The organism is Caballeronia calidae (genome assembly GCF_900044055.2).
Lineage (GTDB): Bacteria > Pseudomonadota > Gammaproteobacteria > Burkholderiales > Burkholderiaceae > Caballeronia > Caballeronia calidae.
Genome location: NZ_FCOX02000048.1, coordinates 15,788 through 42,033 on the forward strand (window position 1 = coordinate 15,788; position 26,246 = coordinate 42,033).

Here is a 26,246-nt window from a genome sequence, read left to right on the forward strand (position 1 = left end):
CACTACGCCGCTGAACGTGGCGTGGATCGATGGCGTGAGCGTTCCGTCCGCGACGAGCGATCAGATTCAGGCGACCGCCGGCACGACACATCGCTTCTGACGCGTCCGCAGAAACCGGGCGGCCGGCATCGCATCAGGTTTGATCTGGATCAAACCACGGCGCCCGGCCCGCCGACGGATTGGCGAAGGCCGCACGCGAACCCGCGGTCCAACAACCGTCACACGACGGTGCTGTTTTCCTTGAAGGAGATGAACGTGCGAGCTTCTGACATCATGACGACTTCGATCATCACCGCCAGCCCGGACATGTCCGTGCGGCAGGCCGCGGGGACGATGGTGTTCGCCGGCATCAGCGGGATGCCCGTCGTCGACGAGTCCGGCAAGCTGCTCGGCATGATCACGGAGGGCGATCTGATGCATCGCGCGGAGATCGGGACCGGCGTCAAGCAGCGTGCGTGGTGGCTCGAACTGGTCGCGTCGACGAGCGAGCTGGCGACGCAGTACGTGAAGGAGCATGCGAGGAAGGTCAGGGACGTGATGACCACCGACGTCACGACCATCACCGAATCATGCCCGGTCGGGGATATCGCCGAGCTGCTCGATCGCCGCCATATCAAGCGCGTGCCGGTCATGCGCGACGGCAAGGTGGTCGGCGTCGTGAGCCGCGCCAACCTGATACGCGCGCTCGTGACGATGGCGCCCGAGCTGCCCGCCACGGCGGAGAACGGCGATCACGCGATCCGCGAGGACGTGCTCGCCGCCATGGCAGGCCAGCCCTGGGCGATGGCGCGCGAGAACGTCATCGTCGAGAACGGGACGGTGCATCTGTGGGGGCCTGTCGTCGGCGCGGACGAAGGCAACGCGATTCGCGTCACGGCCGAGAACGTCGCGGGCGTCAAGGACGTCGTCACGCACTTCGGACGTCCGCCGTCGGATTCGTCGCTGGGATAGCACCGACAATCGTTCGCCAACGGCCGGGAGGAACCCGATGCGCGCCTATGTCTCGCTGCCTGTCCTTGCGTCAATGCTTTTCCTTGCCGGCTGCAATACGCCGCCCATTCCGCCGGGCAAGTCGGTCGACATACCCACGGCGTTGCGCAATGTCCTGGACGGACTGTGCGATTTCAAGAAGGCTCAGGCCGAACACAAGCAGGACTATGGCGTCAAGATCGATGCGATCACCGTCGAGCTCGACCTGACCGTCGATGGCGCGCAGAACCCGCCTGTGGCGGTCGCTCCGGATATCAAGTTCATCCCGACGGTCAGCTACGGGCACATCATCACGGCCAACACAGGGAGCAGACTGCTCGTTTCGCTGAAGAACGTCGATGGCGCCGGCGGATCGGCGATGCGGTGCGGCGCGACTGCAACCGCTCCCGCGCCGGCGCCCGCGTCCGCACCCGCGAAATAGGGCGATGCGAACTCGCGCGAGACGTTGCCATGCCGCCGTCGGAGTAAACTGTTTTTGCGGCATCCTTGCCGTAAAAGGAGGTTGCGATGAGATTCGCCGAGTTGTTCAAGCGACCGAAGCGGGGCGCCACGAGCGTTCATGCGGATGAAGCAGAGCCTCATCACGAGGAACCTGCAAAGTCGGCGCAGAAGCAGGCGAAAAACCTGTGGGATGTGATCGGCCGCAATCGCCATAAAAGCGCGAAGTGGCACTAGCAATATCACGGCTTCATGCCTCGTATGACGCGTGCCCGGGAAGCGAAGGTCCTGGGCCGCGAACCGTAACCCGGTTTTAAAGCTTTCAACCTCCCAATATACGGGACGACCCGTATTGCTCCAAATCACATGCCCGTCCTAATATCAGTTCCCGCTGCTATCGCGGCCAGAGTTGCCCCCGGGTCATGCGTCCTGAAGTGCGAGTGCTGAAGCCGATCGCCACGATTCACGCGGTCCGCAGCCGGCGCAGGCCTATACCATCTATTCGAACGATCGGGAGACAGGTATGCTCAGCGCCCACGAATTTGCCACACTCATGCTCGTCAAGGACGCCGCCGATCAGATCGTCGACCGGCACGAACTCGACACGCTGCTCGAGCGCCAACTGGTCGCGATGGAGCAGCTCGTGAGCGGCGCCACACTGCCGCGCATCACGGAAGACGGCGATTCATTGCTGCGTGCGGTGCGCCGCGTGCATTGAGCCATCGCGAGGGCGTTCAGCCCGCCGCAGCACGTCATGCTTGCTGCAAGTCCAGCCATCACATCACATCGCATGACGACGACGGCATGCTGATTGCGCGCATCCTTCGCTCCGGAAATAGCCGCGGGACCTCGCGCATCGTCCCGCGCCGTTGCGCCCGGCTACCTTTTGGCCGTCCGCAGATCATGTCTTCCTGGACAAAGGAGCGCCAAGATGCTTACGCAGAAAACGAAGGATATCGTCAAAGCCACTGCGCCCGTGCTGGCCGAGCACGGCTACCCCATCATTCAGCGTTTCTATGAGCGGCTGTTTCAGGCTCATCCCGAGTTGAAGAACGTCTTCAACATGGCGCATCAGGAGCAGGGCCAGCAGCAACAGGCGCTCGCGCGCGCGGTCTATGCCTATGCGGAAAACATCGAGAACCCGGAAAGCCTTGCGGCGGTGCTGAGAAACATCGCGCACAAGCATGCGAGTCTCGATGTGCGCGCGGAACATTATCCGGTCGTCGGCGAGCAGCTTCTGGCCGCGATCAAGGACGTCCTCGGAGACGCAGCCACCGACGAGATCATCGCGGCGTGGGCGCAGGCCTACGGCAATCTCGCCGACGTGCTGATGGGCATGGAAAGCGAGTTGCGCGAAACGTCGGCTGCGCAGCTCGGCGGATGGAACGGCTGGCGGCGCTTCGTCGTGAAGGAGAAGCGCCCGGAAAGCAGCGTGATCACGTCGTTCGTGCTCGAACCCGTCGACGGCCAGCCTGTCATGAACTTCGAGCCCGGTCAGTTCGTCAGCGTCGCGGTGAAGGTGCCCGCATTGAATCTGCAGCAGATCCGTCAGTACAGCCTGTCGGATATGCCCAATGGACGCAGCTATCGCATCTCGGTCAAGCGCGAGGACGGGGACGCGACGCGGCGGCCCGGCTATGTGTCGTCGCTGCTGCATGAGCATGTCGACGTGGGCGATGAACTCGATCTCGCCGCGCCGTTCGGCACGTTCTATATCGACGTGAACGCCACGACGCCGATCGTGCTGATCAGCGGCGGCGTCGGCCTCACGCCGATGGTGAGCATGCTCAAGCGCGCGATACAGAACCCGCAGCGGCAGGTCGTCTTCGTGCACGGCGCGCGCAATAGCGCTGTGCACGCGATGCGCGACCGGCTCCGGCAAACCGCGGCGACGTATGCGAACTTCAAGGCGGTCATCTACTACGATGATCCGTTGCACACCGATGTGCAGGGCACGGATTACGACCGCAAGGGCTTCATCGCTCTCGATGAACTGAAGGACCTCATCCTGCAGCCCGATGCGGACTACTACATCTGTGGGCCGATTCCGTTCATGCGCATTCAGCACGATGCGCTGAAGGGGATGGACATTCCTGAAGCCCGGATTCACTACGAGGTTTTCGGTCCGGACCTGTTCGCCGAATAGCAATCTGCGTCTGGATGAAAGCGCAAAAAGACCGGGCCGTCGAGCGGCCCGGCCGCGCTTTGCGATGTTCGGATATCCCCGATCTTGAACGGCAATTTGAAATTCCCTCCGCTGTCGATCAACTGCACATACTCGAGATATCGCGCCTTCGCGGCGTCGTGAGCGGCGATCAGGTCGCCCGGCAGGGGCGATTGTCGGGAAATGTCGGCATCAGATGCGGGCGCTTGAACACCTGCATCATGTCTTCGATTCGATAACCGGGCTCAGCCCTGTCAGGGTTTTCCCAGCGCTAAAGGCGGCGCACGGGAGCGCGTCGATGCGCCCGTCGTCTGCATAAATGCTATTCCCGGAGGGCACTGAATCGCTCGCGGATCCTTTCCTATACTGGCGCCTCAACCTTCACGAGGAGACGCATCGATGTTGATGGACGCCAAGGATTCGATCTACAGCCCGACGCAGGACGGCCTGATTTTTCCGCAGGAGCCGACGTTCTCCAGTTCCGCCGAGGAGCGCCGCTATCGCAAGGAGCATCTCGCGGCCGCGTGCCGGATTTTCGCCCGCCATGGCTTCAGCTTCGGCTTCGGCGGCCATCTGACGGTGCGCGATCCAGAGCATCCGGATCTGTTCTGGACCAATCCGATGTGCGTGCCCTGGTCGCGTACGAAGACTTCGCAACTGGTGCTCGTCGATCATTCGGGCACCGTGATCGAAGGCAAATACGCGGTGAATCGCGCGGGCTATGTGCTGCATTCGGCGATCCACGCGGAGAACTCGGACATCATCGGCTCGTGCCACGCGCATACCGTCAATGGCGATGCGTGGGCCGCGATGGGCAAGCCGCTCGATTATGTGACGCAGGACGCCTGCATGTTCTACGGCAGCCATACCGTCGTGCGCGACGGCGCGGGCAAGGTGCCGGTCGCGAATGAATCGGGCAATCCGATTGCGCGCGCCTTCAACGATCACAAGGCCATCATCCACCAGAATCATGGCTTGCTCACCGCGAGCCGCCATAGCATCGACGATGCCGTGTGGACCTTCATCGCGCTGGATCATTGCTGCAAGATGCAGTTGCTGATGGACGCGACCGAATCGCGCCCCGTGGAAATCGATGCCGGGTTCGCCGAGTATTCGCATCGGCATCTGGGCAATTCGTTCATCAGCTGGCTGCATTTTCAAACCATGCTGTATGAGATCAACGAAGAGGAGCCGGATTACCTCGACTGAGATCGTCGCGATTCCCCAGTGCGACGGCGGCTTGCGCTGCGTTGTAACGGGCGCATGCCGCATGAAAGCGCGCAAGAATATCTATATCGGAGACATGCATGGAAGCGCTATATGACGAAGAGGCAGCCAGGCAGGCGGATACCAGCCGCACCTATTACCGGGCTTATTGGCGGCTCTTGCCGCTGCTTCTGATCTGTTATCTGGTCGCGTATCTCGACCGCGTCAACGTGGGCTTCGCGAAGCTGCAAATGCTCGATGCGCTGCATTTCGACGACGCGATCTATGGCCTCGGCTCGGGCATATTCTTCGCGGGCTATTTCTTCTTCGAAGTGCCCAGCAACCTCGTGATGCGCAAGGTCGGTGCACGCAAGTGGATCGCGCGCATCATGCTGACGTGGGGCGTCATCTCTGCGGCGATGATCTTCGTCAAGACCCCGACGATGTTCTATATCGCGCGCTTTCTGCTCGGTGCGGCCGAAGCCGGTTTCGCGCCGGCGATCATGTATCTGCTCACGCTCTGGTTTCCGGCGCGCTATCGCGGCCGCGCGATGTCCATCTATGTGATGGGGGCGCCGCTCGCGTTCGTCGTCGGCGGGCCGATCTCGGGTTATATCCTGCACGCGTTCTCCGGCAACGAGCATCTCGCGGCGTGGCAATGGCTCTTTCTTATCGAAGCGATTCCGGCCATCGTGCTCGCGTTCGTCGTGCTCGCGTTCCTCGACGACGATCCCGCTCATTCGCGCTGGATCACCGACGACGAGCGCAAGAACGTGCTGGCCGAAATCCGCGCGGAAAACGCGAACAAGATCGATCATTCGAGCGTGCGCGCGTTCCTCGCCAACCGCAAGCTGTGGGAGTTCTGCGGGATCTACTTCTGCCTCATCATGGGCCTCTACGCGCTCGGCTTCTGGATGCCCTCGCTCATCAAGCGCAGCGGCGTGATGGATCCGTTCGCCATCGGCCTGTACTCGGCGGTGCCCAATATCTTCGCGGCCATCGCGCTCTATGTCTCGAACCGCAGCGCCGACCGCACCGGCGGGCGCCGCGTGCACTTCGCGTTGTTCATGGTGATCGGCGCGGTGGGACTGGCGGCGAGCATGCTGCTCTCGGCGGGGCCGGTCGTGACGACGGCGTGCCTGTCGGTTGCGGCAGCGGGCGTCTATTCGTGCATCGCGCTGTTCTGGGCGTTGCCGACGAGTCTGTTCGTGGGCGCATCGGTGGCGGCGGCGCTCGCGTTCATCAATTCCGTCGGCAATATCGCGGGCTTCATGTCGCCGTATCTCGTCGGCATGCTCAACGTGATGGTCGGGCACGCCGAGGTCGGCATGTACGTGATCTCCGCGTTCCTCGTGCTCGGCGCCGTGATGACCATGCGCCTGCCGACATCGCTCGACGATAAATGAGCGTATCGCTCAGGCGGCCCACGGCGGCCGCTTGAGCTTTTCCGCGATGTAATCGATGAAGGCCCGCACACGCGGATGCAGCGACGAATCGCGCGGATACAGCGCATAGATCGCGGTTTCGTCGCTGGGCTGGAAGTCGGTCAACAGCGGCACGAGCATGTTGCTGCGGATCGAGGGCAGCACCATGTGCTCCGCCATGCGCGTGACGCCGACGCCCGCGAGACACATATGGACCGAGCTCACGCCGCTGCTCGTCTGGAAGTTGCCGTTGATGAGCATCGACGTGCGTTCGCCGTCGATCACGAAGGGCCAATGGTTCAGATGATCCATCGGCGGTTCCCACATCAGGCAGTTGTGTTTGGCGAGATCGGCGGGTACGGAGGGTACGCCATGCCGCGCGAGATACGAGGGCGAGGCGGTCACCACGCGTTGCAGATGACACAGCTTGCGGCTCACGAGATTCGAGTCCTGCAGGCTGCCCATGCGGATCGCGACATCGAAGCCTTCGCCGATGACGTCCGCGAGCGTATCCGACAAGGACAGTCGCACGCGCAGCCCGGGATAGCGTTCGAGAAAGCCGGGAATGAGCGGCACGATCTGATCCATGCCGAACGAGGTCGCCACCGTCACGCGGATGCCGCCCGTCATGTGCTGACCCGCGCGCGAAAGTTGCGCTTCGGCGGTGTCGATGTCATCGAGAATGCGCTTGCAGAGCGCGAGATACTGATGGCCTTCCTGCGTGACCTGAATCCGGCGCGTGGAACGCCTGAGCAGCGCCACGCCGAGACGTTTCTCGAGAGTCGACACCGCGCGGCTGACGTAAGGCTGTTGCAGATCGAGCGAAAGCGCGGCGGCCGTGAAGCCCCCCGTCTCCGCGACCGCCCTAAAGATCCTCATCTCGACGAGGCGTTCGTCCTTCATGTTCGCGTTGCAATGCCGTGCGGGTATAAACCCAGCATCATAGCCAGCGCGCGAAGCGCCTCCTACCCGGTATTGCACGGGTATGCGCCTTTTCTCCTTTTCATCCGAGCCCCCGCTTCATTTACTTAGCACGATTCCTCGTTTAACCCGCAAGACACGCGTTGCTAACATCGCCAGCATCGACATCGGCGACGATGTCATCGCTCAACGAGGAAACACGCATGTCCGACCGCAAGAACGCATCCTTCGTCCCCGCGCGCCGCCGCACGCTCTTCACGCTCGCCGCGCTCGGTGCAGGGCTTTCGGGCGGATTCGCTTCATACGGCGCGCACGCCGCCGATGCGCCGAAGACCTTGCGCATCGGCTATCAGAAGTACGGCAACTTCGTCGTGTTGAAGGCGCGCGGCACGCTCGACAAACGTCTCGCCGCGCAGGGCGTCACCGTGCAATGGCTCGAATTTCCCGCCGGGCCGCAATTGCTCGAAGGGCTCAACGCGGGCGCCGTGGATATCGGCACGGTCGGCGAGACGCCGCCGATCTTTGCGCAGGCAGCGGGCGTCGATTTCGTGTATATCGCGCACGAGCCGCCCGCGCCGCATGCGGAAGCCATCGTCGTGCCCAAGGATTCGAGCATTCGTTCGGTCGCCGATTTGCGCGGCAAGAAGGTCGCGCTGAACAAGGGATCGAATGTGCATTACCTGCTCGTCGAGGCGCTCAAGAAGTCGAAGCTCGCGTGGTCCGACATCCAGCCGGTCTATCTCGCGCCCGCCGATGCGCGCGCCGCCTTCGTGCAAGGCAGCGTCGATGCATGGGTCATCTGGGACCCGTATCTCGCCGCCGTCGAAAAGCAGGCGGGCGCGCGTCAGCTCATCGACGCGAGCGGCATCGTGCGCAACGTGCAGTATTACCTCGCGACGCGCAAGGTCGCGACCGCGCAGCCGCAACGGGTGCATGCGGTGCTCGAAGAGCTCGATCAGGTCGATCGCTGGGCGCGTGACAACGTGCCGGCAGTGGCCGCGCAGTTGTCGCCGCTGGTCGGGCTCGACACGGGCATTCTCGAAACGGCATTGAGGCGCACATCTTATGGCGTACAGCCGATCGATCCGGCCACGCTCGGCTATCAACAGCAGATCGCCGATGCCTTCACCGAGCTCAAGCTCATCCCGAAGAAGCTCGATGTGACCGAGGCGCGCTGGAACGTCGCCTGAGCTTGTTCGTGCCACTCATCCCTTATACGACGAAATCAACAAGGCAGATTCCGCGATGAATGTTTTCTGGTTCATTCCCACACACGGCGACAGTCGCTATCTCGGCACGTCGCAAGGCGCGCGCGCCGCGAATTACGACTACTTCCGCCAGATCGCGGTGGCCGCCGATACCCTCGGCTACGAAGGCGTGCTGCTGCCGACGGGCCGTTCCTGCGAGGACGCCTGGGTCGTCGCATCGAGCCTCATTCCCGCGACGAAGCGCCTCAAGTTTCTCGTCGCGATCCGTCCGGGCCTGAGCTCGCCGGGTCTCTCGGCGCGCATGGCATCGACGTTCGATCGTCTCTCGAACGGGCGTCTGCTCATCAACGTGGTAACGGGCGGCGATCCGAACGAGCTCGCCGGCGACGGCGTCTTCCACGATCACGACACACGCTACGAAATCACCGACGAGTTCCTCACCATCTGGCGCGGCCTGCTCGAGCAGTCGCACGAAAACGGCAGCTTCGATTTCGACGGCAAGCATCTGCAATCGCAGGGCGGCAAGGTGCTGTATCCGCCGGTGCAGAAGAAGCATCCGCCGCTGTGGTTCGGCGGATCGTCGGCGGCGGCGCATGAGATCGCGGCGAAGCACATCGACACGTATCTCACTTGGGGCGAACCGCCCGAAGACGTCGAAAAGAAACTGGCCGATATCCGCCGCCGCGCCGCCGACGAAGGCCGCACGATAAAGTTCGGCATTCGCCTGCATGTGATCGTGCGCGAGACCGAGCAGGAAGCGTGGGCCGACGCGGACAAGCTCATCGGCAAGCTCGACGATGAAACCATCCGCCGCGCGCAGGCCTCGTTCGCGAAGATGGATTCGGAAGGCCAGCGCCGCATGGCCGCGTTGCACGGCGGCAGGCGCGACAAGCTCGAGGTGTATCCGCATCTGTGGGCGGGCGTCGGGCTCGTGCGCGGCGGCGCGGGCACGGCGCTCGTCGGCAATCCGGAGCAGGTCGCCGGGCTGATGAAGCAATATGCCGAATTGGGTATCGAGACCTTCATTCTGTCGGGCTATCCGCATCTGGAAGAGTCGTATCGTTTCGCCGAGCTGGTGTTTCCGCTTCTGCCGCGTCAGCAGCGCGAGCAGCCGGGCGGGCCGTTGTCGGGGCCGTTCGGCGAAGTGATCGGCACGTCGGAACTGCCGCGCGCATCGGCATCATGAAGCTGCATGCCATCGCTCGCCGCGCGTTGCCGTGGCTCGTGCCCCTGATGATTCTGGCCGCGTGGGAAGCGGCCGCGCGCACCGGCGGACTGTCATCGCGCGTGCTGCCCGAGCCGCTCGCGGTCGTGAAGGCTGCGTGGTCGCTGATCGAATCGGGCGATCTGTGGGCCAACGTGAAAGTTAGCGCGGGCCGCGCGCTCGCGGGCTTCGCGATGGGCGGCGGCATCGGCTTCGTGCTCGGTCTCGCGACGGGTCTCTTCAGGCCCGCCGAAGTCGCGCTCGATTCGACCGTGCAGATGATCCGCAACATCCCAGCGCTCGCCATGATCCCGCTCCTGATCCTGTGGTTCGGCATCGGCGAGGAAGCGAAGCTCGTGCTCGTGGCGCTGGGCGTGTTCTTTCCGGTCTACGTCAACACGTACCACGGCATACGCTCGGTGGATCGCGATCTGATCGAGATGGCGAAGAGCTATGGCCTGTCCGGCTTCGCGCTGTATCGGCATGTGATTCTGCCGGGCGCGCTGCCGTCGATTCTCGTCGGCGTGCGTTTCGCGTTCGGGCTGATGTGGGTGATGCTGATCGTCGCGGAAACGATCTCCGCGCAATCGGGCATCGGCTATATGACGATGAACGCGCGCGAATTCCTGCAAACCGATGTCGTGGTGGTCGGCATCCTGCTGTATGCGCTGCTCGGCAAGCTCGCCGACATGGCCGCGCGCGCGATCGAGCACGCGACCTTGCGCTGGCATCCTGCGTATCAAACGAAGGCGCAATCATGACCGTGATGAATTCGACGCTGTCCGCGAATGTGGACAGCTTCACGCAAACCTTGCCGCGCACGCAGCCGGTCGCGCGCGCGCCGTTCGTCGGGCGCGATCTCGCCGTGTCGCTGCGCGGCGTGGAAAAGCGCTTCGGAGAGCGCAAGGTGCTCGATCAGCTCGACTTCTCGATCGAGCGCGGCAGCTTCGTGTCGATCGTCGGACGCAGCGGCTGCGGCAAGTCGACCTTGCTGCGGCTCATCGCCGGTCTCGATCAGCCGACGGGCGGCGTCGTGCAGCGCAACGCCGCCGCGACATCGAACGAACTGCAGATCCGCATCATGTTTCAGGACGCGCGCCTGTTGCCGTGGAAGAGCGTGCTCGACAACGTGATGATCGGCCTGCCGCGCGGCAAGCGCGATGAAGCCCGCGCGACGCTCGCCGAAGTGGGTCTCGCCGAGCGCGAGAAGGACTGGCCGTCGCGCCTGTCGGGCGGGCAGCGTCAGCGTGTGGCGCTGGCGCGTGCGCTCGTGCATCGGCCTGATCTGCTGCTGCTCGATGAACCGCTCGGCGCGCTCGATGCGTTGACGCGCATCGAGATGCAGGGCTTGATCGAACGCCTGTGGCGCGAACACAAGCTCACCGCGTTGCTCGTCACGCATGACGTGCAGGAAGCGGTGTCGCTGGGCGATCGCGTCGTGCTGATCGAAGCAGGGCATATCACGCTCGATACCGATGTCTCGTTGCAAAGGCCGCGCGCGCGCACGGCGCCGGGGTTCGCGCAGCTCGAAGAACAGGTGCTTTCGCGCGTGCTTCAACGTGCCTGACTACGCCTCCAGCGGCACCGCGCTCACGCACTTGAGCTCATCGAGACACACGCTCGATTTCACGCCGCTCACGCCGGGAATGCGCATCAGCGTATCGAGCAGAAACTCCGACAGGCCTTTGAGATCCCGCGCGATCACCTTCAGCATGTAATCGATATCGCCCGTGACGGCGAAGCACTCCTGTATCTCCGCGAGCTTGCCGACGACGCCCTTGAACTTCGCCAGGTCGCGCACATGGCCGCGTTCCATCGTGACCTGAATGAAGGCGACGACGCCGAAGCCGAGCACCTGCGCATCGAGCCGCGTCTCGTAGCCCTTGATCACGCCCATCTCCTCCAGCCGCCGATGACGCCGCAGCGTCTGTGCCGGCGACAGATTGATCGCCTCCGCCAGTTCGAGATTGGAAATGCGTCCACGGGACTGCAGAATCCCGAGCAAACGCAGGTCGATACGGTCGATCTCGATAGTCTGCAATTTAATTTCTCCGATGCCCACATTCAGGAAATCCAGATCCGCAAACTAGGGTTTGTCTGCGCATCGTAGGAAATCATATTGTGCGGCAACAAATTTACACTGATTCCCCTAAATCGAGCGGGGACGCAGGCGGTTCGAGGCGTCCGGAAATACACCGCAGCACACAAGGAGAGAGACACGTGGCACATGAGGGAGACGGCACGCTCAAGCGCGGCCTGAAGAACCGTCACATACAGTTGATCGCGCTGGGCGGCGCGATCGGAACAGGGTTGTTTCTCGGCATCGCCCAGACGATCAAATCGGCGGGGCCATCGGTACTGCTCGGTTATGCGATCGCGGGCATCGTCGCCTTTTTCATCATGCGGCAACTGGGCGAGATGGTCGTCGACGAGCCCGTCGCGGGTTCGTTCAGCCACTTCGCGGACAAGTATTGCGGGCAATACGCGGGCTTCCTGTCGGGCTGGAATTACTGGGTGCTCTACATTCTCGTGTCGATGGCCGAGCTTTCGGCCGTGGGCATCTACGTGCAGTACTGGTGGCCGGGCATCCCGACATGGGTGTCCGCGCTCGTCTGCTTCGGCCTCATCAACGCGATCAACCTTACGAGCGTGAAGTCGTACGGCGAGCTGGAGTTCTGGTTCGCGATCGTGAAGGTCGTGGCGATCGTCGGCATGATCGGCTTCGGCGGCTATCTGCTCTTCTCGGGCACTGCCGGACCGGAAGCGAGCGTGACGAACCTGTGGCGTCATGGCGGCTTCTTCCCGAACGGCGTCTCGGGTCTCGTGATGGCGATGGCCGTCATCATGTTCTCGTTCGGCGGGCTGGAGCTCGTGGGCATCACGGCAGCCGAAGCGGATGATCCTTCGCGCACGATTCCGCGCGCGACGAATCAGGTGATCTATCGCATTCTGATTTTCTACGTGGGCGCGCTCGGCGTGCTGCTTTCGCTGTATCCGTGGGAGAAGGTCGTCACCGGCGGCAGCCCGTTCGTGCTGATCTTCCATGCGATGAACAGCAACTTCGTCGCGCACGTGCTCAATGCGGTGGTGCTCACGGCGGCGCTCTCGGTCTATAACAGCGGCGTGTACTGCAACAGCCGCATGCTGTACGGCCTCGCGCAGCAGGGCAACGCGCCGCGCGCGCTGATGAAGGTCAACAAGCGCGGCATTCCGCTGATCGCGCTGGGCGTCTCGGCAATCGCGACAGCCGCTTGCGTGCTGATCAACTATCTGATGCCGGGCAAGGCGTTCGAATTGCTGATGGGCCTCGTCGTGTCGGCGCTCATCATCAACTGGGCGATGATCAGCCTCATCCATCTGCAGTTCCGCCGCGCGAAAGCACGCGCCGGCGAAACCACCGCGTTCAAGAGCTTCGGCTATCCGCTCACCAACTATCTGTGTCTCGTGTTCCTCGCGGGCATTCTGGTCGTGATGTGCCTGATTCCCGATCTGCGCATCTCGGTCTATCTGATTCCGGTGTGGCTCGCCGTGCTCGGCGTGGGCTATGCGGTTCGCAACCGTCGTGCGGGCGCGTCGATGCCGTCGCGCGTGGCATCGCGTTAAAGGAGACTTGCATGTTCGAACACATCGATGCCTATCCCGGCGATCCGATCCTCTCGCTGAACGAAGACTTCGCGAAGGATTCACGCGATGACAAGGTCAACCTGAGCATCGGGATCTATTACGACAACGAAGGCCGCATTCCCGTGATGCGCGCCGTACGCGAAGCCGAGGCGCAGTTGCTTGCAGAGCCCGCCGCGAAGCCCTATCTGCCGATGGCCGGTTTCGCGCAATACCGCGATGCCGTGCAGTCGCTCGTCTTCGGCGACGATTCGACCGCGCGCGCCGAGGGCCGCATCGCGACCGTGCAGACCCTGGGCGGCTCGGGTGCGCTGAAAGTGGGCGCGGACTTCATCAAGCGCTATTTCCCGGACTCGCAAGTCTGGGTGAGCGACCCGACGTGGGATAACCATCGCTTCATCTTCGAGCGCGCGGGCTTCACTGTCGGCACGTATCCGTACTACGACGAATCGACCGGCGGCCTCAGGTTCGATGCAATGTTATCGGCCATCCGCGATCTGCCCGCGCGCAGCGTCGTGCTGCTGCACGCGTGCTGTCACAACCCGACGGGCGTCGATCTGAACGATGCGCAATGGGTCAGGCTGATCGAAGCGATCAAGGCGCGCGGGCTCCTGCCGTTCATCGACATGGCGTATCAGGGCTTCGGCGCAGGGCTCAATGCCGACGCCTTCGCGATTCGCGAGCTGGTTCGTCAGAACGTGCCCGCGTTCGTCGCCAATTCGTTCTCGAAGAACTTCTCGCTGTATGGCGAGCGTTGCGGCGCGCTCTCGGTGATCTGCGAGTCGGCGGATTCGGCGGCGCGCGTGCTCGGTCAGTTGACGGGCGCCGTGCGCGCGAACTACAGCAACCCGCCGACGCACGGCGCGAAGATCGTCGCGCGCGTGCTCACGACGCCCGCGCTGCGGCAGGCATGGGAAGACGAGCTGGCATCGATGTGCACGCGCATCGCGCGCATGCGCGGCGAAATCCACGCGCGCCTGCGCGGCAATGTGCCGGACGCGATGCTCGCGCGTTATCTGGAGCAGCGCGGCATGTTCACTTACACGGGGCTTTCCGCCGCACAGGTCGACAGGCTGCGCGAACGGCACGGCGTCTATCTGATCCGCTCGGGCCGCATGTGCGTCGCGGCGTTGAACGATCGCAATGTGGAAGCGGCCGCGTCTTCCATCGGCGAAGTGCTGGCGACCGAAATCGTCTGACGAGGCCGCTCATTTCCGGCTCATTCTGCGCGGGCAGACTGCATCCATCGCTCATGAAGGAGGGATGCAGTCATGAAAATGGAAACCGGAAAGAAAGCGGCCTTTCGGACTTATGTCGATGTCCTGCTCGATCAGCTCGAAGCGCACGCCGATCGCGCGGTGCTGCGCTATCTCGACGAGGACGTGACGGGCGCCGCGTTTCGAGCGTCGATCTATCGCTATGCGCGGGCGCTGGCATCGTTCGGCATCGGACGCGGTGCGCTCGTCGCCATGTTCGCGCCGAATCGTCCGGATGCGCTCGCCATTCGCTACGCGACGAACCTGCTCGGCGCGGCGACGATGTTCCTGCCCGCGATCAAGTCGGCGGAGCAGCGCGCGGCCTTCGTGACGCGCATGCAGCCGACGCTGCTCGTCGCGTTCGCGCAGACCGCGCATCTCGTGCCCGAGCGCTGCGGCGCGAAACTCGTCTATGTCGGCACGGGCCCGGCGCGTTTGCGGCTCGACATTCGCGCGTGCGTGCAGTGCGATACGCCGATGCCAGGCAACGCGATGCCCGATGATCTCGCGGTGATCGTCTCGTCGGGCGGCTCGACCGGCGTACCGAAAGCGAGCCGCCGCAGCTTCGCCGCGTACTCCGCGCTGGTGAGCGCGCCGAGTCCCTCGGACCGCCGCCAGCTCGTCAACGGGGCGCTCGCTTATCTCTCTCAAGTGCTCGTCGACAACACGTTGATGGGCGGCGGCACGGTCGTGCTGAAGCCTCGCTACGATCCCGTCGCCACGCTCGCGACGATCGAGGCCGAACGCATCACCGACGTATTGCTGGTCGAGCCGCAACTCTTCGAGACGATGGATCACCCCGACGCTCGCCTGCGCGATCTGTCATCGCTGCGCTCGATCGCGCACGTCGGCGGATCGGCGCCCGCGATCCTGCGGCGGCGCGCAATCGCGCGGTTCGGCCCGGTGCTCACGCATATGTACGGCGCGAGCGAAGCGGGGCTCGTGAGCGTGCTGTCGCCATCGGACTATCTCGCCGATGCAAGCTTGCTGGACAGCGTCGGACGCATCCGTCCCGGCGTCGATGTCCGCATTCGCCGCGCCGGCGGCACGTTCGCGCGGGAAGGACAGCACGGCGCAATCGAAGTGAAGTCGGCGGCGGTGGCGCAGGGCTACTATCGTCAGCCGATCGAGGCGGCGCAGAAGTTTCGCGACGGCTGGTGCCTCACGGGCGATATCGGCTTCATCGACGAGAAGCTCAATCTGCATGTGCTCGGGCGCGCGGGCGATGTCGCGGAGATGGATGGCGTCGTCATCGGCCCGGCGCAGATCGAAACGGCGCTGTGCGCGTTGCCCGATGTGCGCTATGCGCGCGCCGTGGCATCGGGCGATGCCGCACGCGGATATGCGTGGGACGTCGTGGTCGTGCCATGGCGGGGCAAGCCGATCGATATCGCGCGTTGCATGCGCGCGCTCGAATCGGCGTGCGGCGCGCATGTCGCGAAGGCCGTGCGGATGGCCGCCGTGCAACGCGTGCCGCTCACCGAGCAGGGCAAGGCCGATCGCGCCGCGATCGCGCTCCTGTGCGGCGATGCTTCGAACGCGGGCCTCGAGAAGGAAGCCGCCTTCAGCGCGTAGCGCAGCCGGCCGCGCTTCTCGCCTTCAGAAGCTCGAGCATGACGCGGTCGCGTTCCGTCTCCATCGACTCCGACGAACGCCCGGCAAGTGCCGCCTTCATCTCATCGACGACTTTGCGCTGCAGCTCGGGCGTCAGTTGCGGCGCGCCGAGGTCGTCCCACCAGCTTTGCATCGGCGGGCCGAGGTGATCGAGCGTATGCTGAATGCCGCCTTCGCCGCCCGACAGATGCAGGTTGGCGAACGGCCCGAGCACCGCCCATCGAAGGCCGGGACCGTAGGCGATGGCGTCGTCGATATCCGCGACGCTCGCCGCGCCGATCGACACGAGATGAAAGGCCTCACGCCAGAGCGCCGCCTGCAGGCGATTGGCGATGTGGCCCATCATCTCCTTGCGTGGATGGATGGGCCGCTTGCCGATAGCGGTGTAAAACGCCATCGCGCGTTCGAGCGATGCCGCGGATGTCGCTTCGCCGCCGATCACTTCCACGAGCGGAATCAGATGCGGCGGATTGAACGGATGCCCGAGCACGACGCGCTCCGGATGCCGGCATGCCTGCTGCATGCGGCTCATCAAAAGCCCCGACGTGCTGGACGCGATCACGACATCCTCGGGAAGCGCCGCATCGATTCTCCTGAGCAGATCGAGCTTCAGGTCTTCGCGCTCGGGCCCGTTCTCCTGCACGAACTGCACGCCGGACAGCGCGCTTTCGAGATCGTCGTGGAACGTGAGATTCGATAGCGAAGCGTCCTTCGCCAGGCCGATCTGCTCGAGCGTCGGCCAATGCCGCGCGATGGCCGTCATCAGCCGCTCGCGCGCGCCGGGCGCAGGGTCGGTCGCCGATACGCGCAGCCCGCGCGCCAGAAAATACGCGGCCCAGCTCGCGCCGATCACGCCCGTGCCGACGACCGCCACGCTTTCGATTCTGCTCGCTGTCATGTTCAGCTCTCCATGGCGGCAGCCGCGACGCCCGAGCGCAGGGGCTTCAGCCCGATGATCTCGCGCGCTTCTTCGGGCGTGGCCGGTTCGTATCCCATCTCACGCACGAGGCGCACGAGCCGCTCGACCAGTTGCACATTGGTGGCCAATTGCCCTTGCCGATAGTACAGGTTGTCTTCGAGTCCCACGCGCACGTGCCCGCCGAGCAACAGCGAGTTCATCGCAGCGGGCAGTTGCGCGGCGCCGATCGCGCTGACATTGAAGACGGTGCGCGCCGGAAGATGATCGACCATGGTCTGCAACAGGCGCGGCGTATAAGGCAGCGCACCCTGAAACGCATTCGCGCCGATGACGATGTTGATGAAATGCGGCGCTTCGTCGAGTCCTTCGTTGATCGCGCGCTGCACGTCCTGAACGATATCGGCGAGACCGAACACTTCCCATTCGGGCTTGATGCCGCGTTCCTTCATCATGCCCGCGATCTGCCGGATGCGCGACGGCGGCGTCGCGACCAGAATCTCCTTGCCTTCGAAGCTCGCGACCACGGTTTGCGCATCGAGCGTGCACATCTCGACGCCATCGCCCTGCATGCCTTTCAGCCGCTCTTCCCACATGATTTCCCACAAGCCGTTGTCGAGCTCGCGGACCATGTCGCCGTTGATGCCGCCGCCGGTGGAGTTGTTCAGGACGATGTCGCACTTGTCGCGGATCAGGCGGTTGATCTCGCTGTAGATGGCGGGATCGCAGGTCGCCTGATCGTCCGGGCGGCGCGCATGCACGGCGACGACACTCGCGCCCGCGTTATAGCAGCGATAGGTATCGTCGGCGATTTCGCGCGGCTGCGTCGGCAGATTGGGGTTCATCTTCTTGGTCGCCATGCCGCCCGTGGGCGCAACCGTCACGATGACTTTGGACTTGCTCATGATGTCTCTCTCCGAATGAGGAATGCAGGTTTCTTCAGGAATGGGTCGCGTCGGTTCCTACCCGAAGCGCGCGTCTGGGCAGCCCGATCAGGACCGTCAGACAACCGATCAGCACGACCGCGGTCAACGCGAGCAGACCCGTCTGAATGCTGCCCGTCGCGCCCTTGATCCAGCCGATCACGGTCGGGCTGACGAAGCCGCCGAGGATGCCGAGCGAGCTGATCACCGCGATGCCCGCCGCCGCGGCGTTGCGGCCGAGGTACGTCGGCGGAATCGACCAGAAGAGCGAACCGCCGCCGAAGATGAAGAACGAGGCCACGCACAGCAGCGCCATGACCGGAGCGATGCCCGCATGGACGAAGGACGTCGACGCCAGCGCGATGGCGCCGATCGCGAGCGTGCCGCCGACATGCCAGCGGCGTTCGCCGAAACGATCCGAGCTGCGGCTGATGACGAGCACGCCGACCGCGCCGAAGAAGTAGGGCACGGCGGTGAACCAGCCGATCGTCGATACGTTGGCGATGCCGATGCCCTTGATGATCGTCGGCAGCCAGAACGTCATCGTGTAGACGGCGCACGCGCAGCAGAAGTAGATGAACGCGAGCACGTAGGTCATCGGATCGGTCAGTGCGGCAAGGAGCTTGCCGTGTCCGTGTCCGCCGTGCGCGGCGTCATCCTTGTGGTCGGCGTTCATGGCCGCGCGCACGGTCTCTTTCTCGGCATCGTCGAGCCAGGCCGCGTCGTCGGGCTTGTTCGGCAGCATGCGGTAAAGGAGAAAGCCGAGAAGGACGGTCGGCAAGCCTTCGACGATGAAGAGCCATTGCCAGCCGTGCATGCCGCCGAACCCTTCCATGCCGCTCATGATCATGCCGGAGAGCGGGCCGCCGAGCACGCCGGTGATCGGCATGCCGAAGAGGAAGAGGCCGGTGACGCGGCCACGTCGCTGGCTCGGATACCAGTACGTGAGATACAGGATGATGCCGGGAAAGAAGCCCGCCTCGAAGATGCCGAGCATGAGGCGGATCGCATAGAACTGCCACGGCGCGGAGACGAAAGCGGTGGCCGCCGACGTGAGGCCCCACAGCACCATGATGCGAAGAAACGTCAGCCGCGCGCCGATCTTTTCGAGCAGCAGGTTGCTGGGCACTTCGAACAGCAGATACGTGACGAAGAAGATGCCGGCGCCGAGGCCGTACACGGCATCGGAGAACGCGAGATCCTGCTTCATCTGCAGTTGCGCGTAGCCGATGTTGATGCGGTCGAGAAATGCGAACACGTAAGCGATCAGCACGAGCGGCATGACGCGCAAACTGATCTTGCGAAAGACGGTGTCTTCGTCGGAGCGGCCGGGCGAACTGTCGATGACAGCGGCGCCGGCCAGCGAACGAGTGCGATTCATTGCGTGTCTCCCTGTCTGGTATGACACGCATTATTTGGGCGCGGGGTTATTGGAACTGTCGATCGGACGACAGTCCGGGTCAGCGTATACGCGAGGGCCTTATTGCGCGAGAGCCTGCAGCCCCGGCAGATCCAGTATGACGATTTCGCCGTATTCCGCGCGCACGAGGCCGGCGTTCTTGAAGCGGTTCATCGCCTTGTTGCAGGTCTGGCGCGATACGGCCGCGAGATTCGCGAGTTCCTCCTGCGAAATGCGCAGATTGCTCGTGCCGCTCGCGTTCGACAGCGGATGAATCATGCCCACCAGCGCCCGCGCGACGAGACTGTCGGTATCGAGCAGCCCGTGCGCCGCGGCGACGGCCATGAACCAGTGCAGGCGTTCGTTGACTTGCCACAGCAGGAACTCGTTGAACGAAGGCTGATGGTCGCGCAGCCAGTTGAACGTGGCGAGCGGAATCTGCGCGACGCGGCTGTCGCGCAAGGCGATGAGATCGGACTGGCGTGGCGCATTGCGAATCAGCGTGCCTTCGCCGAACCAGCTTCCGGCGGACTGGCCGCCGAGGGTCACGGTTTGCCCGTCGCGCGCGGTGATCGACCACTTGATGAGGCCTTCGAGCATGCCGAACCACACATGCTGCCGCTCGCCATGATGCCCGAGCACCTGACCCATGGCGACGGCGCGCTCGGACGCTTCCGCACGCACGCGCGCTTGCGCGGATGCGTCGAGCCGCGCGAACCACGACGATTGCGCGAGCAGTTCGTCCAGCGTGAGTGATGGGGCGCTCGTGCGCTTGCGTCGCGTCATGGGCTGGGGCTCACGATTGTCGCGGGATCGACAGTGTCGGGGAATCGCGAGGCGCACAATATCGGTAATCGAAGGAGGATCATGGGCTCATGAGCAAAGAAACTATCTACCGTATCGACGTGCAGTTCGGCGATTGCGACCCGGCGGGCATCGTCTTCTTTCCGAACTTCTCGCGCTGGATGGACGCCGCCTCGCACGATTATTTCATTCAGTGCGGCCTGCCGCCATGGCGCGCGATGACGGACCTGCCGAACTGCATCGGCGCGCCGCTTCTCGAGATGCACACGCGCTTTCATACCTCGGTAACGTATGGGGAAACCGTGGAGGTGCATAGCAGCATCGAGGAGTGGCGCGGGAAAGTGTTCATCCAGAATCATCGCATCATGCGGGGCGATACCTTGATCTGCGAAGGCCGCGCCACGCGCGCCCTGTGCGTCAAGCAGGCCGACGGACGCCTCAAGGCCGTGCCCGTGCCCGAGTTCATCCAAGCAGCCTGCTCATGATGGAGGACGCCATGACGATATCGACAACTCAGCGCGTGCTGGTTACGGCCGGCGCGAGCGGCATCGGCCACGCGATCACCGAGGCGTTCGTGTCCGCGGGCGCGAAGGTTTTCGTCTGCGACATCGATGAAGCCGCGTTGCAACGATTGCAGGAGCAGATGCCGGGCGTCGTGACATCGGTATGCGATATCGGCGATCGCGCCGCGGCTGCGCGCATGGTCGACGATGCCGCGGCCGCGCTCGGCGGCATCGATGTGCTCGTCAATAATGCGGGCATCGCCGGTCCTGCCGCCAGTGTCGCGGACATGGACACGGATGCGTGGGAGAGCGTGTTGCGCGTGAATCTCACCGGCACCTTCATCGTGACGCAACATGCGATTCCTCATCTGAAGCAGTCGGACGCGGGCACGATCGTGATCATGTCGTCGCTCGCGGGCCGGTTCGGTTATCCGAACCGCAGTCCTTATGCGGTGACCAAATGGGGGCTGGTCGGATTCGCCAAGACCTTGGCGCGCGAGCTCGGCGAATTCGGCGTTCGGGTCAACGCCATTCTGCCGGGCGCGGTGAAGGGCCCGCGCATGCAGCGCGTGCTGGAGGGGCGCGCGTCGGTGAGCGGTCGCAGCGTGGCCGAGGAAGAAGCGTCGGCGCTCGCGAATCAGTCGATCAAGCGTTTCGTCGATCCGGCGGATATCGCCGCGCTCGCAGTGTTTCTCGCATCGAGTGCGGGACGGTCCATCTCCGGCCAGATCATTCCGATCGATGGCGATTCGCAAAGCGCGTCGTGATTCCGCTCAACGTTTCCGCTTTGCGCTTCCGAGTATCAGATGCGCGAGCGTGCCGAGCACGATGCCCCAGAACGCCGAACCGAGACCGAGAAAACTCATGTTGGACGCCGTCGCGATGAACGTGATGAACGACGCTTCGCGATGCGCTTCGTCCTGCACCAGCCCGACGATATTCGCCGCGATCGCGCCGAGCAGCGCAAGTCCCGCGAGCACGGCGACGAACGCATTCGGCAGCGCGGCGAACAACATGACGACGGTGCCGGCGAAGCATCCGCCGATCAGATAGAACAGCCCGTTCGCGATGCCCGCCACATAACGGCGCTGCGGATCACGATGCGCGTCGGGGCCGGTGCACAGCGCAGCGGTGATCGCCGCGATGACGATCGTGATGCCGCCCGAGAACGCAACCAGCACCGACGCGAGACTCGTCCCGATGAGAACAGGGCGGCTCGGCGTCTGATAACCGGACGCGCGCAGAATCGCGAAGCCGGGCAAAAACTGACCCGTCAGACTGACGATGACGAGTGGCACCGCGAAGCTCACGGTCGATTGCCAGGTCCACGTGGGCATCGTGAAGACGGGGCGCGTGAGGTGAAAACTGACCGACTCGAAATGCGTGAGGCCGAGCCCCACGGCGAGCGCGCCGCCGAACGCCAGCACGAGAATGAGGCAGTAACGCGGCGCCCATCGGCGGAAAACGAGAAAGCTCGCCAGCATGCCGAAAGCGAGCCATGGCGTGACCGCAACCGACTTGAATACGTTGACGCCAAACTGAAAGAGGATGCCCGCCATCATGGCGCAGGCGATTCCTTTCGGTATTCGCTTGACGATCTGATCGAACAGGCCCGACACGCCGAGCGCGAAAATGCACGCGCCCGCGACGATATACGCGCCGATCGCCTCGCTGACCGGCATGCCCGGAAAGAGCGTGACCAGCAAGGCCGAGCCGGGCGCGGACCACGCGGTGATGATCGGCTGCTTCAGCCACCAGCTGAGCGCGATGCCCGACGCCGCCGCGCCCATCGAAATGGACCAGACCCACGACGCGACGACATCGTTGCCGACATGCGCGGCATGCGCGGCCTGAAAGAAGATCGCGAGCGGCCCGGCATACGAGATGATCACCGCCAGCAGCCCGGCGGTGACAGCCGATACCGACCACGTCCCTTTCGGGGCAGCGGGCAACAACGTGCTTTCCGTCTCGCGCTTCATGCGTGCGGTGCGCCGTTTCAGCGAATGGACGACGGATGATGCGCGAGCGCGGTCACCTTCATCGTCATGTACGGGAACAAAGGCAGGCCCGAGAGAATCGTGTGCAGTTCGTCATGCGAGTCCACATCGAAGACGCTGTAGTTCGCATATTCACCGACCACGCGATGCAGTTGCTGCCACTTCCCTTGCCGTTGCAGCTCCTGCGAGTACTCCTTCTCGCGTGCCTTGATTTCATCGGCCTTCGTAGCAGGCATGTCGTGCGGCAGATGTACGTCCATTCTCACCAGATAAAGCATGATTGTCCTCGTTGTCTCAGATGTTCTTGTCGCGACGATAGAACGCGAGCTTCTCTTCATCGATCTGAAGACCCAGGCCCGGTCCTTCCGGCATGTGCAGATCGAAGTCGCGGTATTGCGGTCGCGCCGTGACGATGTCGTCCTTCAACAGCAGCGGCCCGAACAGCTCCGTGCCCCACGCAAGCTGCGGCAGCGCGCTGAAGCCGTGCGCCGATGCAATCGAACCGATGCTGCCTTCGAGCATCGTGCCGCCGTACAGCGACACGCCGGCCGCATCGGCGATGGCGGCGGTGCGGATCATGCCGTAGATGCCGCCGGACTTCGCGATCTTCAGCGCGAACACATCCGCGCATGCATGGCGCACGAGTTCGAGCGCGTCTTCCGGACCCGTCACGGCTTCGTCGGCCATGATCGGCACGATGAAGCGCGCAGCGAGTCGCGCGAGCGCGCTGCGCTGCTCGCGCGGCGTCGGCTGCTCAATGAGGTCGATGCCCGCGGCTTGCAAGGCTTCGATACCGAGCGCGGCATCGGCTTCGTTCCAGGCCTGATTCACGTCGACGGTGACTTTCGCGCGATCGCCGAGCGCCGCCTTGATCTTCGAGACATGCGCGACGTCATCGCGTACGCTGCGGCGGCCGATCTTCAGCTTGAACGTGTTGTGACGGCGTTCGGCCAGAAGCATCTCGGCTTCGTCGATATCGCGCTGGGTATCGCCGCTCGCGAGTGTCCACAGCACCGGCAGCGTCTTGCGCACCGCGCCGCCGAGCAGCGTGGACACCGGCACGCCCAGGCGCTTGCCCTCTGCATCGAGCAGCGCCGTTTCGATCGCGCACTTGGCGAAGCGATTGCCGCGCGCGATCTTGTTCAGCCGGAGCATCGCGGCGTTGATATTGGTCGCGTCCTGTCCGACGAGCGCGGGCGCAAGATAAGTGTCGATGGTCAGCTTGATGCCTTCGGGACTTTCATCGCCGTAAGACAGGCCACCGATGGTGGTGGCTTCGCCAATGCCCTCGATGCCGTCGCTCGTGCGCAGACGAACGATGACGAGGGTTTGCTGCTGCATCGTCGCCATCGCGAGTTGATGCGCACGGATGGTCGGGAGATCAACCAGAATCGCTTCGACGGAGGTGATTTGGGCGTTCATACCTGAAATGTCGGAATGGATGGGTTGCTGAAGTATTGCGCGCCCATTTGCCGCGTGTCCAACACCGTTGACGTCTAGTGCCATACCCCCGAGGTATGGCGCGCGTCATTGCCCCCGAACCGTGCGCGGGGTATAGGTTATCCGTTCTTCTTCGTACAGCCGGTAGATGAGTTCGAGCATTTCCTTGATGTCGCGCGATTCGTCGAGCGCCCGCATGCTCATGATGATGGGCGAAACGAGTGTGGGGTCGTCGAGTTCCTTGTAGCTCACGTCGTCGCGCTTGAGGCCGTAGACGCTGCTCGGCACGACGGAAATGCCTTCGCCCGCCGCGACCAGCCCCAGCGCGATCTGCAGCTCGCGCACTTCGTAGATCTTGCGGGGCGCGAGCGCGCGGTCCTGAAACGCCGAAAGCACCTGATCCGCATAACTCGGGCGCGGCGCTTTCGGGAAGATGATCAAGGTCTCGTTGATGAGGTCGCGCAGCGAGAGCACGGGCTTCGCGAGCGAAAGCGGATGCCCGACCGGCAGCGCGACGATCAGCTTCTCTTCGCGAAGAATCACGCGGCGGATGTTCGCATCCTCATGACGAATGCGGCCGAAGCCGACATCGATGCGGCCATCCTTCAACGCGCGGATCTGGTCCATCGTCGACATTTCGTGGAGACTCAGTTCGACGGTGGCGTTCTCGTCGCGGAAACGCCGGATGATCTTCGGCAGCATGCCGTACAGCGTCGAGCCGACGAAACCCACCGAAAGACTGCGTTCGATATTGCCCACACGCCGCGTCATCGATTCGAGCTCGGCGGTCTGCGCCAGCAGCTGCACGGCATGCGAATAAAAGAACTTGCCGGTCTCTGTCAGCTTCAACGGGCGTGAGTTGCGTTCGAATAGCTGCACGCCGAGCGTCTCTTCGAGTTGCTGTATCTGACGGCTCAGCGGCGGCTGGGCGATGTGCAGCCGCTGCGCGGCGCGCGTGAAGTTGCGTTCCTCGGCAACCGCCACGAAGTAGCGCAGATGTCGCAGCTCCATCTCAATACCTCCTGGATATAGCCCAATACTAAATCAGTGTTGGACCGGGCCTCTTTACGTCGACTATTCTGCTTTCACGCTCTGTTTCAGCACCCGATTATACCTTCCGAGCATATCTCCGCCGGCGCTGAAGCAAGGGTAAACCCCACCAGAAAATTGCGAGATTCAGGAGCAGACATGAGCATCAATGTGTTCGATACGAAGGAAGTGCAGGACCTGTTGAAGGCCGCTGCCAACCTCGGAGGTCAGGACGGCAGTGCTCGCACCAAGCAGATTACGCATCGCCTGTTGAGCGACTTGTTCAAGGCGATCGACGACCTCGACATGACGCCCGATGAAATCTGGGCCGGCGTCAATTACTTCAACAAGCTGGGCCGCGACGGCGAAGCGGCGTTGCTCGCCGCCGGCCTCGGCCTGGAAAAGTATCTCGACATCCGCATGGATGCAGCGGACCGCGAAGCCGATATCCACGGCGGCACGCCGCGCACGATCGAAGGCCCGTTGTATGTCGCCGGTGCGCCGGTGCGCGACGGCGTGTCGAAGATCGACGTCAATCCCGACGAAGCCGCCGGCCCGCTGGTTATCAGCGGCACGGTCACGGGCCCGGACGGCAAGCCCGTTGCGAATGCGGTCGTCGAATGCTGGCACGCCAACTCGAAGGGCTTTTATTCGCACTTCGATCCGACCGGCGCGCAAAGCGATTTCAACCTGCGCGGCGCGGTCAAGACGGGCGCCGACGGCAAGTATGAATTCCGCACGCTCATGCCGGTGGGCTACGGCTGCCCGCCGCAAGGCGCGACGCAGCAATTGCTCGACTCGCTCGCACGCCATGGCAATCGTCCGGCGCACGTGCACTTCTTCGCGACCAGCGAGAAGCATCGCAAGCTGACGACGCAGATCAACATCGAAGGCGATCCGCTGATCTGGGACGACTTCGCTTATGCGACCCGCGAAGAGCTGGTTCCGCATGTCGTCGAAAAGACCGGCGGCGCGGCGCTCGGACTGAAGGCCGATGCGTACAAGGAAATCGTGTTCGACATCCAGTTGACTCCGCTGGTGCAGGGCAAGGACAACCAGATCGTCTATCGCCCGCGCGTATCCGCCACGGCGTAAGCGCCGAATCGCGGCGCCGGCCGATTGCGCCGTCGCCGCCTGAATCTCCGCAAGAAATCATTCGACACCGATGCCGGCGCTCCGTGAGCGGAGC

General features: G+C 63.5%; 27 protein-coding genes. 17 read left to right on the forward strand and 10 right to left on the reverse strand.

The genetic code is table 11. From position 1 onward, the window contains the following. Positions 1-255 precede the first annotated feature (255 nt). The 7 genes from AWB78_RS30855 (at position 256) to AWB78_RS30880 (ending at position 6,204) form a co-directional block, all read left to right on the forward strand. The gene (locus tag AWB78_RS30855) at positions 256-951 is read left to right on the forward strand and encodes a CBS domain-containing protein (protein WP_062610464.1); all 696 of its coding nucleotides are present in this window, start codon (positions 256-258) and stop codon (positions 949-951) included. A gap of 37 nt (positions 952-988) precedes the next feature. Next, entirely contained in the window at positions 989-1,411 is a 423-nt protein-coding gene (locus tag AWB78_RS30860; RefSeq protein ID WP_062610421.1) for a hypothetical protein, read from the forward strand. An 86-nt stretch (positions 1,412-1,497) separates the two neighbouring features. Next, the gene (locus AWB78_RS47795) at positions 1,498-1,665 is read left to right on the forward strand and encodes a hypothetical protein (protein WP_198399388.1); all 168 of its coding nucleotides are present in this window, start codon (positions 1,498-1,500) and stop codon (positions 1,663-1,665) included. Positions 1,666-1,951: 286 nt separating this feature from the next. After that, positions 1,952-2,146: a hypothetical protein gene (locus tag AWB78_RS30865; protein ID WP_062610422.1), complete on the forward strand. Its 195-nt coding sequence runs from the start codon at positions 1,952-1,954 to the stop codon at positions 2,144-2,146. Positions 2,147-2,359: 213 nt separating this feature from the next. Beyond that, entirely contained in the window at positions 2,360-3,574 is a 1,215-nt protein-coding gene (gene hmpA / locus AWB78_RS30870; RefSeq protein WP_062610423.1) for an NO-inducible flavohemoprotein, read from the forward strand. A gap of 417 nt (positions 3,575-3,991) precedes the next feature. Continuing rightward, positions 3,992-4,801, forward strand: coding sequence for a class II aldolase/adducin family protein (locus AWB78_RS30875; protein WP_062610424.1), 810 nt, complete (start codon positions 3,992-3,994; stop codon positions 4,799-4,801). A 98-nt stretch (positions 4,802-4,899) separates the two neighbouring features. Further along, positions 4,900-6,204 carry an MFS transporter gene (locus tag AWB78_RS30880; protein WP_062610425.1) on the forward strand — a complete coding sequence of 435 codons (1,305 nt, stop codon included), beginning with the start codon at positions 4,900-4,902 and terminating at the stop codon, positions 6,202-6,204. Positions 6,205-6,213: 9 nt separating this feature from the next. Here AWB78_RS30880 and AWB78_RS30885 read toward each other — a convergent pair whose 3' ends face one another. Beyond that, positions 6,214-7,125: a LysR family transcriptional regulator gene (locus AWB78_RS30885; protein WP_062610426.1), complete on the reverse strand. Its 912-nt coding sequence runs from the start codon at positions 7,123-7,125 to the stop codon at positions 6,214-6,216. A 221-nt stretch (positions 7,126-7,346) separates the two neighbouring features. Between AWB78_RS30885 and AWB78_RS30890 the strand changes: the two genes are divergently transcribed. From AWB78_RS30890 to AWB78_RS30905, 4 genes are read left to right on the forward strand one after another with little or no spacing between them, the layout of a single operon-like run. Then, on the forward strand, positions 7,347-8,333 hold the full coding sequence (locus AWB78_RS30890) for a sulfonate ABC transporter substrate-binding protein (RefSeq protein WP_062610427.1): 987 nt from the start codon (positions 7,347-7,349) through the stop codon (positions 8,331-8,333). 55 nt (positions 8,334-8,388) lie between these two features. Further along, the gene (gene ssuD, locus AWB78_RS30895; protein WP_062610428.1) at positions 8,389-9,537 is read left to right on the forward strand and encodes an FMNH2-dependent alkanesulfonate monooxygenase; all 1,149 of its coding nucleotides are present in this window, start codon (positions 8,389-8,391) and stop codon (positions 9,535-9,537) included. After that, positions 9,534-10,316, forward strand: a complete 783-nt coding sequence (gene ssuC, locus AWB78_RS30900) for an aliphatic sulfonate ABC transporter permease SsuC (RefSeq protein ID WP_062610429.1) — start codon at positions 9,534-9,536, stop codon at positions 10,314-10,316. Before ssuD ends, ssuC begins: the two co-directional genes overlap by 4 nt. After that, positions 10,313-11,122 carry an ATP-binding cassette domain-containing protein gene (locus AWB78_RS30905; RefSeq protein WP_062610430.1) on the forward strand — a complete coding sequence of 270 codons (810 nt, stop codon included), beginning with the start codon at positions 10,313-10,315 and terminating at the stop codon, positions 11,120-11,122. The genes ssuC and AWB78_RS30905 overlap by 4 nt, the downstream gene beginning before the upstream one ends. Here AWB78_RS30905 and AWB78_RS30910 read toward each other — a convergent pair whose 3' ends face one another. Further along, complete coding sequence (locus AWB78_RS30910) at positions 11,123-11,596, reverse strand: Lrp/AsnC family transcriptional regulator (RefSeq protein ID WP_062610431.1); 474 nt, start codon at positions 11,594-11,596, stop codon at positions 11,123-11,125. It lies immediately after the preceding gene. A 179-nt stretch (positions 11,597-11,775) separates the two neighbouring features. Between AWB78_RS30910 and AWB78_RS30915 the strand changes: the two genes are divergently transcribed. From AWB78_RS30915 to AWB78_RS30925, 3 genes are all read left to right on the forward strand, one after another. Next, entirely contained in the window at positions 11,776-13,158 is a 1,383-nt protein-coding gene (locus tag AWB78_RS30915) for an amino acid permease (protein WP_062610432.1), read from the forward strand. Between the two features lie 11 nt (positions 13,159-13,169). Continuing rightward, the gene (locus AWB78_RS30920) at positions 13,170-14,375 is read left to right on the forward strand and encodes an amino acid aminotransferase (protein ID WP_062610433.1); all 1,206 of its coding nucleotides are present in this window, start codon (positions 13,170-13,172) and stop codon (positions 14,373-14,375) included. Between the two features lie 72 nt (positions 14,376-14,447). Next, a complete protein-coding gene (locus AWB78_RS30925) occupies positions 14,448-16,007 on the forward strand; it encodes a class I adenylate-forming enzyme family protein (RefSeq protein ID WP_232477948.1) in 1,560 nt (519 codons plus the stop codon). On the opposite strand, the gene AWB78_RS30930 is transcribed toward AWB78_RS30925, so the two are convergent. The 4 genes from AWB78_RS30930 to AWB78_RS30945 all read right to left on the reverse strand — a co-directional run bounded on the left by AWB78_RS30930 (position 15,997) and on the right by AWB78_RS30945 (position 20,070). After that, positions 15,997-16,944, reverse strand: coding sequence for a 3-hydroxyacyl-CoA dehydrogenase NAD-binding domain-containing protein (locus AWB78_RS30930; protein WP_062610434.1), 948 nt, complete (start codon positions 16,942-16,944; stop codon positions 15,997-15,999). The genes AWB78_RS30925 and AWB78_RS30930 overlap by 11 nt on opposite strands. 2 nt (positions 16,945-16,946) lie before the next feature. Then, a complete protein-coding gene (locus AWB78_RS30935) occupies positions 16,947-17,867 on the reverse strand; it encodes a beta-keto acid cleavage family enzyme (RefSeq protein ID WP_062610435.1) in 921 nt (306 codons plus the stop codon). A gap of 34 nt (positions 17,868-17,901) precedes the next feature. Beyond that, positions 17,902-19,266: an MFS transporter gene (locus tag AWB78_RS30940; RefSeq protein WP_062610436.1), complete on the reverse strand. Its 1,365-nt coding sequence runs from the start codon at positions 19,264-19,266 to the stop codon at positions 17,902-17,904. A gap of 99 nt (positions 19,267-19,365) precedes the next feature. Then, the gene (locus AWB78_RS30945; RefSeq protein ID WP_062610437.1) at positions 19,366-20,070 is read right to left on the reverse strand and encodes a Crp/Fnr family transcriptional regulator; all 705 of its coding nucleotides are present in this window, start codon (positions 20,068-20,070) and stop codon (positions 19,366-19,368) included. A gap of 89 nt (positions 20,071-20,159) precedes the next feature. On the opposite strand from AWB78_RS30945, the gene AWB78_RS30950 reads away from it, so the two are divergent. Together AWB78_RS30950 and AWB78_RS30955 are read left to right on the forward strand one after the other, a co-directional pair. Next, positions 20,160-20,573 carry an acyl-CoA thioesterase gene (locus AWB78_RS30950; RefSeq protein ID WP_062610438.1) on the forward strand — a complete coding sequence of 138 codons (414 nt, stop codon included), beginning with the start codon at positions 20,160-20,162 and terminating at the stop codon, positions 20,571-20,573. Positions 20,574-20,584: 11 nt separating this feature from the next. Next, on the forward strand, positions 20,585-21,358 hold the full coding sequence (locus AWB78_RS30955; protein WP_062610439.1) for an SDR family oxidoreductase: 774 nt from the start codon (positions 20,585-20,587) through the stop codon (positions 21,356-21,358). A 6-nt stretch (positions 21,359-21,364) separates the two neighbouring features. On the opposite strand, the gene AWB78_RS30960 is transcribed toward AWB78_RS30955, so the two are convergent. The 4 genes from AWB78_RS30960 to AWB78_RS30975 form a co-directional block, all read right to left on the reverse strand. Next, complete coding sequence (locus tag AWB78_RS30960; RefSeq protein ID WP_062610440.1) at positions 21,365-22,570, reverse strand: benzoate/H(+) symporter BenE family transporter; 1,206 nt, start codon at positions 22,568-22,570, stop codon at positions 21,365-21,367. Positions 22,571-22,587: 17 nt separating this feature from the next. Continuing rightward, the gene (gene catC / locus AWB78_RS30965) at positions 22,588-22,866 is read right to left on the reverse strand and encodes a muconolactone Delta-isomerase (protein ID WP_062610441.1); all 279 of its coding nucleotides are present in this window, start codon (positions 22,864-22,866) and stop codon (positions 22,588-22,590) included. 16 nt (positions 22,867-22,882) lie between these two features. Further along, positions 22,883-24,010 carry a muconate/chloromuconate family cycloisomerase gene (locus tag AWB78_RS30970; protein ID WP_062610442.1) on the reverse strand — a complete coding sequence of 376 codons (1,128 nt, stop codon included), beginning with the start codon at positions 24,008-24,010 and terminating at the stop codon, positions 22,883-22,885. A 105-nt stretch (positions 24,011-24,115) separates the two neighbouring features. Beyond that, a complete protein-coding gene (locus tag AWB78_RS30975) occupies positions 24,116-25,039 on the reverse strand; it encodes a LysR family transcriptional regulator (protein ID WP_062610443.1) in 924 nt (307 codons plus the stop codon). Positions 25,040-25,216: 177 nt separating this feature from the next. Here AWB78_RS30975 and catA point away from each other — a divergent pair, with 177 nt between their 5' ends. Next, positions 25,217-26,152 (forward strand): catechol 1,2-dioxygenase, encoded by a 936-nt coding sequence (gene catA, locus AWB78_RS30980; protein WP_062610444.1) that lies wholly within the window; start codon positions 25,217-25,219, stop codon positions 26,150-26,152. Positions 26,153-26,246: the final 94 nt, after the last annotated feature.